Source organism: Nocardia sp. NPDC055165 (assembly GCF_053606985.1).
On record NZ_JBSGSS010000013.1, the window covers coordinates 223398 to 231778 of the forward strand.

At 67.3% G+C, this 8381-nt stretch carries 9 protein-coding genes; 7 read left to right on the forward strand and 2 right to left on the reverse strand.

What is annotated here, in order from left to right:
• Positions 1 to 77 precede the first annotated feature (77 nt).
• The 6 genes from ACWFRF_RS25475 to ACWFRF_RS25500 all read left to right on the forward strand — a co-directional run bounded on the left by ACWFRF_RS25475 (position 78) and on the right by ACWFRF_RS25500 (position 5452).
• Positions 78 to 1001 (forward strand): ABC transporter ATP-binding protein, encoded by a 924-nt coding sequence (locus ACWFRF_RS25475; protein WP_452452600.1) that lies wholly within the window; start codon positions 78 to 80, stop codon positions 999 to 1001.
• Entirely contained in the window at positions 1001 to 1813 is an 813-nt protein-coding gene (locus ACWFRF_RS25480; protein WP_452452614.1) for an ABC transporter permease, read from the forward strand. The genes ACWFRF_RS25475 and ACWFRF_RS25480 overlap by 1 nt, the downstream gene beginning before the upstream one ends.
• Positions 1813 to 2955, forward strand: a complete 1143-nt coding sequence (locus ACWFRF_RS25485; RefSeq protein ID WP_452452602.1) for a sensor histidine kinase — start codon at positions 1813 to 1815, stop codon at positions 2953 to 2955. The genes ACWFRF_RS25480 and ACWFRF_RS25485 overlap by 1 nt, the downstream gene beginning before the upstream one ends.
• Entirely contained in the window at positions 2952 to 3572 is a 621-nt protein-coding gene (locus tag ACWFRF_RS25490; RefSeq protein WP_378637725.1) for a response regulator, read from the forward strand. The genes ACWFRF_RS25485 and ACWFRF_RS25490 overlap by 4 nt, the downstream gene beginning before the upstream one ends.
• Positions 3573 to 3623: 51 nt before the next feature.
• A complete protein-coding gene (locus ACWFRF_RS25495) occupies positions 3624 to 4847 on the forward strand; it encodes a vWA domain-containing protein (protein WP_452452616.1) in 1224 nt (407 codons plus the stop codon).
• Between the two features lie 116 nt (positions 4848 to 4963).
• Positions 4964 to 5452, forward strand: a complete 489-nt coding sequence (locus tag ACWFRF_RS25500) for an FBP domain-containing protein (RefSeq protein WP_387447926.1) — start codon at positions 4964 to 4966, stop codon at positions 5450 to 5452.
• A gap of 164 nt (positions 5453 to 5616) precedes the next feature.
• On the opposite strand, the gene ACWFRF_RS25505 is transcribed toward ACWFRF_RS25500, so the two are convergent.
• Positions 5617 to 5889 (reverse strand): hypothetical protein, encoded by a 273-nt coding sequence (locus ACWFRF_RS25505; RefSeq protein WP_101469239.1) that lies wholly within the window; start codon positions 5887 to 5889, stop codon positions 5617 to 5619.
• 206 nt (positions 5890 to 6095) lie between these two features.
• Here ACWFRF_RS25505 and ACWFRF_RS25510 point away from each other — a divergent pair, with 206 nt between their 5' ends.
• The gene (locus ACWFRF_RS25510) at positions 6096 to 6386 is read left to right on the forward strand and encodes a hypothetical protein (RefSeq protein ID WP_378994033.1); all 291 of its coding nucleotides are present in this window, start codon (positions 6096 to 6098) and stop codon (positions 6384 to 6386) included.
• On the opposite strand, the gene ACWFRF_RS25515 is transcribed toward ACWFRF_RS25510, so the two are convergent.
• Entirely contained in the window at positions 6383 to 8239 is a 1857-nt protein-coding gene (locus ACWFRF_RS25515) for a TerD family protein (RefSeq protein WP_452452604.1), read from the reverse strand. The genes ACWFRF_RS25510 and ACWFRF_RS25515 overlap by 4 nt on opposite strands.
• Between the last annotated feature and the right edge of the window lie 142 nt (positions 8240 to 8381).

Sequence of the window (8381 nt, forward strand, 5' to 3'; positions counted from 1 at the left end):
TGACCATGTGAATCCCATCGGGGATCGGTGACTGCGCTTACTACTGGCGACGCCCCGCGTCGACCACCGTAGAAGGCATGAGAAACACAGACGTCATCACCGCGCGCGGGCTGCGCCGAACCTACGGCCGCGGCGACGACGCGTTCGAAGCCGTCAAAGGCGTGGACCTGGAGGTGCACGAAGGGCAGGTGTTCGCCCTGCTCGGAACCAACGGCGCGGGAAAGACTTCCACCCTCGACATGCTGGAGGGGCTCATCGCTCCCTCGGCAGGCGAGGTCGAAGTCTTCGGCCTGGACCCGCTCCGGCACCGCGACCAGGTCCGTCCGCGGGTCGGCATCATGTTGCAGTCGGGCGGGTTGCCCGCCGAGCTGACCGTCGGCGAGACGCTCGACATGTGGCGTGGAACGTGCACCGCACCGACCACCGCCGAGGCAGTCTTGGCGCAGGTGGGCCTGACCGACCGATCCGGGGTGCGGGTCGGCTCACTGTCGGGTGGTGAGCAGCGCCGCGTCGACCTGGCCTGCGCCCTGCTCGGGCAGCCGCGCCTGCTGTTCCTCGACGAACCGACCACCGGCCTCGATCCGGAAAGCCGGCGTGGGACATGGCAATTGCTCGCCGACCTCAAAGCGTCGGGGGTGACGATGGTCCTCACCACGCATTACCTGGACGAGGCCGAAGCGCTCGCCGATCAGATCGCGATCATGCACAAGGGCGCGATCGCCCGCAGGGGCACGCTGCGCGACATCGTCGACGACCATCCGGCGCGGATCGCCTTCGATCATCCCGGCCTGCCCGTGCCGCAGTTCCGCGGCGCCCGCGTCGACGCGCAAGCGCGAGTCACCATCAGCACCAGCGACTTACAAGGCCACCTGTTCGAACTGCTCGGCTGGGCCGGTGAAGCAGGTGTGCGCCTGACCGGACTCGAAGCGCGCGCCGCATCCCTCGAATCGGTCTTTCTCGATATCGCCGAGGCAACCACTCCCACCCTGATCGGAGCATGATGACCACCACCCTGCCCGCCGGCGGATTTCGCCGTCGACCACTCGCCGCGCTCGCCACAGCGGAGTGGCTGCAGTTCCGGCGCAACAAGACTCTCGTCTACATGGCGACGGTCTTCCCGATCGGAATTCCGTTGGCCACCTACTTCATCGCCCGCAAAGACACCGAGCCCACAGCGGCGATGGCGGCGGTGACCTTCGAATTGCTGGCACTGCTCGCCCTGCTGTTCGTGCAGTACTACTCGGTGCTGTCGATGGTGACCACCCGCCGTAGCGAAGGCGTCCTGAAACGATTGCGCACGGGCGAGGCCGCCGACTGGCAGATCCAGCTCGCTCCGGCCATCCCGGGCGCCATCATGACGCTCGCGTGCACCGCCGTCATCGCCGTGGTGGTCTACGCCACCGGCGCCCCCGCGCCCGTCAACCCACTGGCGATCGTGGTAGCACTCGTCGGCGGAACAGTGCTGTTCTCGCTGCTCGCCCTGGCCACCAGCGCGTACACCAAGAACGCCGAGGCCGCGCAGATCACCTCGCTGCCGGTGATGATCATCGCGATGCTCGGCATGTCCTCGATCCGCGGCGTACTGCCCGATCGGCTGGCGCAACTGGCCGACTGGACCCCCTTCGCCGCCGTCTCCGACCTCCTCTCCCTCGGCACGTCGGGCACGCTGTCGGCGTTCGCCGAATCCGACGCCGCGCTCGGCTTCGCCGATACCGTCACCGAATCCGGCCGGCCGTTTGCGACACTGGCGTTATGGACCGTGCTGGCGCTCGTGCTGACCCGCAAGAGCTTCCGCTGGGACGACCGCGGGTGATGCGCGCGACCGCCTGGTGGCACGAGCTGTCGGGAGCCGCCAAGTTCCGGCTCTACACCCGGCTCTCGTTCCAGGCGGTGATCGCCGTGCTCGTCGTCGTGCTGGCGATCAGTGCCGAGTCGGTGCCATCGGTGCTCGGGATCGTCGCCGGTGGCATCGCGGCCGGGTTCGCGTTGGAGGCACAACCCGCGTTCGCCACCGTTCCCGGTGTGGTGGCGCGGCCGCGGATGTTGCCCGTCGCCATCGTGATGCTGGTCGCGCTGTGGGCGATCAGCGGGATCGTCGCCCGCCTGGCCACCGACGAGGCGACGGTCCTCAGCGCGCGCACGGTGGGCGTGTCCGCGGTGTTCATGGCGATCTTCTCCGTCATCCCGTTCACTCGCCACAAGTGGTGGATTCTGGTCGTTCTCAGCGTGGCCACTCCGCTGGTGGTCTTCGGTACGCCACTGGGCGCGGGCCTGCAGGGTGCGGCGGCTTTCCTGTTCACCGGGGTCTTCGCGATCGTATTGACACGGCTCACCGTGTGGGGGCTGGGAATCATCGACGAGTTGGAGCGAACCAAAGGTGTCGAGGCGCAACTGCAGGTCGCCGAGGAACGGTTGCGCTTCTCGCGCGACCTCCACGATGTCGTCGGACGCGGCTTCTCGGCCATCGCGGTGAAAAGCGAACTGGCGGCGGCACTGTCGCGGGCAGGCGACCTCGATCGAGCGACCGCGGAAATGGACGAGGTCAGAACACTGGCGGTCGAATCGATGGGGCAGATGCGCACCCTGGTGCGCGGCTACCGCAATATCGACCTGCGCGGGGAGGTGGCCGGGGCGCGATCACTGCTGTCGGCGGCGGGATGCGCACTCGTCGTGGAGGGTGACGCGGCCAAGGTGCCCGCGGCATTTCATGAAGTCGCGGCCTGGGTGGTCCGGGAAGGCACAACCAATATCGTCGAACACTCGGCCGCGACCACCGCGACCCTCGCACTCGGCGGGTCCGGCATGTCACTGCGCAACGACCGCCCGCAGGGCGCGATCGGTGAACGATCCGGGCTGCGCGGCCTCGGCGAACGACTCGCCGCTGTCGGCGCGACCCTCGACATCGCCACCTCCGGCGACGAATTCGCCCTCGAAATCCATTGGGAGAAGCAGTGATTCCCGTATTCCTCGCCGACGACGAGACCCTCATCCGCGCTGCCATGGCGACGATGCTCGGCCTGGAGCCCGATCTCGAGGTCGTGGCCCACGTCGGCTCCGGTGCGGAACTCGTCGCCGCGTGGCGCCGCAGGGCCGAGGACGGCGAGCCGGGCGCCGTCGCGGTCATCGATCTGCAGATGCCGGGCATCGATGGCATCGACACCGCCGTCGAACTGCTCCGGATCACCCCTGGTGCCGGCACTTTGATCGTCACCAGCCATGGCAGGCCCGGGTATCTCAAGCGCGCACTCGCGGCCGGTGTGCGCGGCTTCCTGCCCAAGACGACCTCCGCGGCGACGCTGGCCGAGGTGATCCGGTCGGTGCACAACGGTGGCCGATACGTCGATCCCGAGCTCGCGGCCGAAGCCATCAGCGCGGGCGACACCGTCCTCACCGCCCGCGAGGCCGACGTCCTCGAATTCGCCGCCGACGGCGCCTCCGTGGAGGACATCGCCAAACGCGCACACCTGTCCCCGGGTACCACCCGCAACTATCTGTCCTCGGCGATGACCAAGCTCGGGGTGTCCAATCGCTACGAAGCCGCCCTCAAAGCGCGCGAGAAGGGCTGGATCTAGCTCGTATTCGCCTAGGGTGTGGGGCGTTACGGTGCGATGAGAGGGATGGCGATGGCTGCTGCGCTGGTCAAAGGACAGAACGCGGGCTTGGCTTCGGGGGAGGTGGTGCTGTCGGTGCGGGGTGGTGTGGCCGCCGACCTTTCGGCACTGCTGGTGACCGACGCGGGGAAGGTGCGTTCGGACGCGGATTTCGTCTTCTTCAATCAGCCGCAGGCGCCGGGTGTTCGGCTCCAGGGTGCCGCGCTCGAGGTGTCACTCGGCGCTGTGCCGGTCGAGATCGCGCAGATTCGCGCCGTGATCACTGTCGCGGCAGAAGGGGATACGTTCGGCGGCGCCACGTCGCCGGTGGCCTCGGTCGCCGACAGCGCGGGAAATGTGCTGCACGAGTATGTGATCGACGGCCTCGATCGTGAGTCGGTGGTGATCGCGCTCGAGCTGTATCGCCGGGGTGGCCAGTGGAAAGTCCGTGCCGTCGGACAGGGCTACGCGGGCGGATTCGCCGACCTGGTCACCGATCACGGGGTGAGCGTCGACGACGAGCCGGAAGTGGTCGCGGAAGTTCGGACGGTTCCCGGCGAGGCGGCGCTGTCGTTCGACAAGCGCCAGAAGCTGGACATGCGCAAGCGCGAAGTCGCGAAGGTGCTGATCGACAAGAGCGCGTTCGGAGCCAGGGCGAGGGTGGTGCTGGTGATCGACAAGACCGGCAGCATGGAGAAGATGTATCGCGCCGGCACGGTGCATCGGGTCGTCGAGCGCATGATCCCGGTCGCCACGCAACTCGATGACGACGGCGTGCTCGAGGCCTACCTCTACGCGCTCAGCTACGTGAAACTGCCCGATATCACCGTCGAGGGCGGGGAGCAGTGGGCGCACACCTATCTCCATCTCAAGGGCACGCACCAGGGCGTCGACTACAACGCCATCGGCGGCCGCAACGACGAACTACCGATCATGCGCGCGGTCATCGACACCCTCACCGAGCCCACCCTCGTCCTGTTCTTCACCGACGGTGGCTTCGCGAAGAAGCGCGAGATCGCGGCCCTGATGCGCGAGGCCGCCCACCTGCCCGCCTTCTGGCAGTTCATCGGCCTCGGCACAGCCAACTTCGGTGTCCTGCGCACCCTCGACGAACTCGACGGCCGCGTCGTGGACAACGCGGGCTTCTTCGCCCTCGACGACATCGACCGGATCAGCGACGCGGAGCTGTACGGCAGGCTGCTCGGTGAGTTCCCCGACTGGCTGCGCGCCGCGCGGGCCGCGGGGATCCTTCGCTGACAGTCGTCCATCGGCGGGGATGCTCGTCATCGGTGGCCGGAAAACAGGTTGTCTCCGCAGGTGGGGATCGTTAGCGTGTCTACCGTTTGCAGTTCGCAGACTGGAAGGATCAACGCATGGAACCCATTACCGAACGCGACATCAGGTCGTCGTTCGTCAACTGTTCGAAGGGCGACGCCAAGCGCTTGAATGTGCCGCGTGACCTGGGTGAACGCCCCTGGGAGGATCTCGACTTCCTCGGCTGGACCGACCCCTCGTACGCGGGGCGCTGTTATATCTCGGTGCCGCGGGCGGACGGGCTGGTCAGCGTCGCGTTGCGGCACGAGACCGGCGGGTCGGGCAAGACGCAGATGTGCACGATCTGCCTCACCACGCACTCCGGCGGCGGCGTTTCGCTGATGACCGCGAGCAAGACGGGCGAGTCGGGGCGTAAAGGCAACACGGTCGGTAGCTACATGTGCACCGATCTGGCCTGCTCGCTGTATGCGCGCAACAAGAAGCGGCCTTCGATGGGCAGCCGGTATCGCGAGGATCTGACGCCGGAGGAGAAGGCCCACCGCGTGGTGGAAAACCTGAACGCCTTCGTGGACCGGCTCTACACGTAGCCGACCCGACCCGCCGAACGACAGGAGGTAGATGCCGTGCGCCGACACTCGATAATCCGGTAAGCCCGAGTTCTGTTGAACCCCAACAGAACTCGGGTCGGTGTGTTCCTAGCCGGTCGAGTCGGCCCGGGCTGATCCCGGACCGTCCCGAGCGGAGCAGGAACCTAGAGCATCGCGTTCATGATGGTGCCCGCGCTGGTGGCGACGACGCCGCCGATCATCGCGCCCGCGACCATCTTCGGCGACTCCATAGAGCTGCCTGTCCACTTCTCCCAGGCGAACTTTCCGCCCGCGACAGTGATGGCGATGATGCCGGACAACAAGATGAACCAGGTCAGGTACCTGACCAGCTGCATGATCTTGTCCGCCAGTGGCGGTGCTTCGGGGGTCGGATTGCCGATCTGCGCCAAGGTATCGGTGACGGCGGCCAGGAGCATGGGGTCTCACTCGGTATCTCGGAGGAACGGGACGACGATGAACTCTGCACTGATGGTATCCGGTCATGTGTCACCGTGTCGGCGCCCATCTCGATCGAACCGATCGGTTTTGTTGGTGTGCAGGGGGTTCGCGCCCGTATCCTGGACCACGATCGAATACGGCAGGGCTGGAACGCAGTTCGCGTCACGCGATAGGGGAGCAGGCTATGAGCATCATTCTGACGTCGATGGCCGACACCATCACCACGTACGCGCAGATCGGCAACCCGTCGCCGGAAGCGCCTCCGCTGTCGGACAAGATCATGAAAATGGTTCAGTACCTGACCTGGTTCATGATCCTGTCGGGTGTGCTCGCCATCACCGTCGCCGGCGGAAAGTTCGCCTGGGAGAAGTGGACCGGCAGCTCCATGGAGTCGCCGAAGATGATCGCGGGCGCGATGATCGGCGGCGTCGTCGCCACCAGCGGCGGCACCATCATGAACGCGATTCTCGGTTAGATCCGCGCGCCCTTGGCGCGATTGCAGGCCCGGCACAGGATCTGCAGGTTCGTCACGCTCGTCGCACCACCGCGGCTGAGCGGGATGATGTGGTCGAACTCCAGGTAGTGGCCGTCGCCGCACTCGACGCACGCGCCGCCGTCGCGCTGCCACACCTGGGCTTTCACGTCCTGGGGGATGCTGCGGCTGTCGAGCTGTCCCGGCGTCAGGACCAAGCGTTTCGATACGCGCAGTGCACCTTCCAACGCTGCCGCCACATAGTCGGGGTCGGTGACGCCGAAGGTAGCGCCGCCGCGCGCAGAGGTTGCCGCGAGCACGACGGTGCCGTGCTCGGGATGCACCGACACCACCCGGTTCCACGGCAGCTCGATGCCGGTGCCGTCGCCGACGAAACGCAGCTTCTTGGAACTGCCGATCAGGCGGCCCTCGGTGTTGCGTGGGCCGCGCGCGAGCATGCGGATGTGGACGGCGGGCAGATCGAGGTGCACGCGTTCGTCGGGATCCAGATGCAGACCGGGGGTGTTGACGGTGGGCAGTTCGCCGGCGCGCAAGCGGGACAGGGTGCGGCCGCGATGCATTCGGCGACGCAGATCGTCGACGATCCCGCCCGACAGCGCCAGCTCGCTGACCACATGTTCGAAAGCGTCCAGTTCCTCGGCGAACACCTCACCGTCGGCGAAGGCGAAGGCGACCATCCGCTCGACCTGGGTCAGACCCGCCTCGCGCAGCAGTGTTCGGCCGCGCTCCTCGTCGATGCGCTGGAAGCGCAGAGCGGCCCACACCTCGGTCCACTCCACTGACGTCGTGCCGGGGCCCGCGAGGACGCGCCTGGCTCGGTTGCGCCAGTGCGTGAGGAACTCCTCGATTTCGGCGGCACAGTTCTTGCACGGTCCGTGGCCACCGAACAGCTTGCGCCGCAGTGGGCTACCACAGCGGGTACAGCGGGTGCGGTGATCGTGGATGTGCGGGCGGACGCTCGAGGTCCACTCGTCGCCGTCCCACCAGCGGAGTTGATCGGGGGTTTCCGGGTCGGGGTGCCAGTCGGCGATCTCCGGGTCGACCGGTGGCGGGGGCGGCACGTCGATGACCCGGCGGGACAGGGCCGGTGGGCGCGTCGACGCCGGTCCGTCGAATCGCGCTGCGGCGGGATTCGCAGACTCGGGGGACGAGCGGTTCGCCCGGTGATCGGCGCCGGGCAGATCGGCAGTAGACGTCGACGCGTCGTGCCGTGACGGCACACTCGCGAATCGTGCGCGATCGGCGGAGCGCGCGGCGTCGGCGGCTGCCCCATGCGGTCGCGCGGGCACCCGCGAGCTGTCGTCGGGCGTGATGCTGGGACGTCCGGTGGTGGGCTCGTCGACCGTGACCCCGAATTCACCGGCGAGTCCGGCCAGCCCGCCCGACCAACCCTGGCCGATCGCACGGAACCGCCACTGGCCGTCGCGGCGGTAGAACTCGCCGAACATCATCGCCTGGACGTCTTCGATACCGTCGATGGTGAACTGGGCGACCGGGCCGTCGGCGGCGTGCACGGTCAACGTGAGGTCGAGGAGCTGGTCGAAGGTGGCGTCGTCGAGGGACGCGCTGATGACGATGCGCGCCACCTCGGGTTCGGTGCGGGGCAGTGAGATGCTCAGTCGCGCGGTGCCGGGGGCGGGCTCCTGGTCGAGGGTCACCGCCTGGGAGGCGTGCCGGGGTGCGTTGAAGAAGACGAAATCCCGGTCGGCGCGGACCAGGCCCGACTCGGTGACCAGCAGGGCATGCGCGTCTACGGTATGCGCCGACCGCCATGAAACGACCACGGCGAGAAGCGATGTCGGTACCGGCGCGTGCGCACCCTTGCGTAGTTCCATGGTGCTCGCATGATGTCATGAGGGTCCGACAGGGTTTTTTTTGAGCGCTGGCGCGCTCGAGTTCGCGGCCCCGCCGGTCCCGCTGTTCAGGTGCCGTTGCTTGCTCCTTCGTCGCCTACGCAACGGCACCAGAAACTGTGTC